This window comes from Mycobacterium neumannii (assembly GCF_048452905.1).
Lineage (GTDB): Bacteria > Actinomycetota > Actinomycetes > Mycobacteriales > Mycobacteriaceae > Mycobacterium > Mycobacterium neumannii_B.
Genome location: NZ_JBCGVF010000009.1, coordinates 1 through 2,879 on the forward strand (window position 1 = coordinate 1; position 2,879 = coordinate 2,879).

At 65.2% G+C, this 2,879-nt stretch carries 1 protein-coding gene; it reads right to left on the reverse strand.

What is annotated here, in order from left to right; all coding sequences use genetic code 11:
- Nucleotides 1–2,879: amino acid adenylation domain-containing protein (locus tag AAHH99_RS24880; RefSeq protein ID WP_418771132.1), on the reverse strand; the 2,879-nt coding region annotated here is incomplete at both ends.

A 2,879-nucleotide genomic window follows, 5' to 3' on the forward strand; every position in this document is an offset into this window, starting at 1 on the left:
GAATCTTGACCTGCTCATCAGCACGCCCCAGGTACTGCAACTGCCCATCAGCACCCCACCGCACCAGATCCCCGGTGCGATACATCCGCGAACCCACACCACCAAACGGACACGCCACAAACCGCGACCCAGTCAACCCGGCGCGACCGATATAGCCCAGTCCCACACCGGCGCCGGCCACGTACAACTCGCCGACCACGCCCAACGGCACCGGCCGCAACCACGCATCAAGGACGAACAACGCCGCACCAGCCACCGGCGAACCGATCGGAGCGCCCGACCCCGGCCTCAGCGGCGCGCTGATCGCAACGCACATGGTCGTTTCGGTTGGGCCGTAGGCGTTGAGCATCACCCGCCCCGGCGCCCACCGATCCACCACCTCCGGCGGACACGCCTCCCCGGCCATTACCAACGCCGTCGACCCCAACCGCTCCGGAGAAAGCATTCTGACTGCGGAGGGCGTCTGGGTCAGCACACTGACCCCCTCGCCGACCAACACCTCCTGGAAGTCCTCCGGCGAGGCAGAGATCTCTTCTGGCACCACCACCAGCCGCCCACCGCGGAGCAACGCCCCGAAGATCTCCCACACCGAAACATCGAAAGCCAGCGAATGGCAGAGCGGCCATACACCCGACGCCGGTAATCCGGCATCCAGGCTGGCCAACAACTGCGTCACATTGCGATGGGTGATCGCCACACCCTTCGGCACACCGGTCGTGCCCGAGGTGTAGATGATGTAGGCGATCTCATCTGGCGCAGTCACCGGCATTGCTGGATCCAGCGCGGTATCGCTGGCACCGTCACCGACATCATCGACGTCGATGACCCGCCCGCCATAGCCGTCCAGCCGCGACCGCAAGGCTGCAGTGGTGATCGTTGCCACCGGTACGGCATCATCCAACACGAACTCGAGCCGCGCCGCAGGAACTTTCGCGTCGATCGGTACGTAGGACGCCCCGGCCTTGAGGACCCCCAGCATCGCTACTACGGCTTCGGCCGAACGCGGCAGCAACAGACCCACCGAATGACCCGGGCCGACACCATGCGCGACGAGCAACCGCGCCAACCGATCCGAGACCGCATCCAGCTCGCGGTAGGTCAGTGAACGGCCAGAAGACGTCAGCGCCGTCGTATCAGGTGTTCGAATGACCTGTTGCGCGAACAGAGCCGGCACGGACAACGGCATGTCGACCGTTTCGCTCAGCACCTCTCGATTGCCGCACTCGTAGAGGTAGTCGAGTTCGTTCGCACTCAACACGGCCATGGACGAAAGCCGCCGAGTCGGATCGGCGGTCATCGCCACCAGTACCCGCTGGAGCCGCTCGATCAGGGCCTCGATAGAGCCGGCATCGAATACATCGGTGCGGAATTGCACCTCTCCGCCGATGCCTGCCGGTGTCCCGTCCTCGCTCCATCGCTCGGTCAGGTTGAATGCCAGATCCATACGCGCGGTGTGAGTGTCGACCGGCATCGGCGTGGCTTGGAGATCGCCAAGGGCGACCTCAGCGGGCTGATTGTTCTGCCAGGCCAACATGACCTGGATCAACGGGTGGTGGGCGAGGCCACGTGTCGGGTTCAGCCGCTCAACCAGCACCTCGAAGGGCACATCCTGGTGTTCGTAGGCGGCCAGACTGCGTGTCCGTACTTGTTGCAGCACCTCGGCCACGGTCGGATCACCGACCAGTTCGACGCGCAGCACCAGCGTGTTGACGAAGAAGCCGACCAACTCATCGAGCGCGGGATCGTTCCGTCCGGCGACCGGGAACCCAACGCCCACATCGGCACTGCCGCTCATTCGCGACAACAGCACTGCCAGCGCCGCTTGCATCACCATGAAACTGGTCGCGTTATGTGCGCGCGCCACCTGAGCGACCTGTTGCTGGACCTCGGCCGGCCAGTTCACCGCTACGTGCGCACCGTCCTGATCCGCAACCATCGGATAAGGCCGATCGGTCGGTAACTCGATGCGTTCGGGCATCCCCGCCAGGGCCCGCTCCCAGTAGCCGACCTGCGCCGCGATCGCGCTGTGCGGGTCGTCGAGATCACCCAGCTGTTCACGCTGCCACAGCGTGTAATCGGCATACTGCACGGGGAGCTCCGCCCAGTTCGGGGCGTGTCCCTCGCACCTACTCGCATAGGCCGTACCCAGATCGCGAACCAACGGAGCGACCGACCAACCATCGGCGGCGACGTGATGCACCACCGCCACCAGCACATGCTCATCGTCGGTGATGCGCAGAAGTCCTGCTCGTATGGGAATTTCGGTCGCCAGGTCGAACGGGTGCCGCGCGACCTCGTCGATGACCTCGCCGAGCCGGGCGGGCGACCAACCACTGGCGTCGACGATCCGCCAGCCGAAATCAGCCTCCTCACTCGGGACAACCCGTTGCTGGGGCAGCCCTTCTGATGCGTGGAACCGTGTCCGCAGGCTCTCATGGCGATCGACCACGTCGGCAAGCGCTTGGGCTAGAGCGTCGGTATCGATGCGCCCGTGAAGTCGCAGTGCGGTCGCCATGTTGTACATCGGCGAGGGACCCTGCAGCTGGTCGATGAACCACAGCCGATTCTGCGCATAAGAGAGCGGAATCACCGACGGGCGCTCCACGCGACGAATCGGTGCGTGCGGCTCCCCATCCGCACCGATGCGGGGGGCCAGCTGGGCGACGGTGGGTGCCTCGAACACGTCGCGCACGCCCAAGCCCGCATCCAGACCGCTGTTGGCGGTGGCAACCAGGCGCATCGCGGACAGCGAGTCCCCGCCGAGTTCGAAGAAGGATTCGTCGACGCCGACGCGTTCGATGCCCAGTACTTGGGCGTAGATGCCGGCCAGGATTTCTTCTACGGCGTTGGCCGGGGCGCGGTAGCGCTCGGTGGTTTGG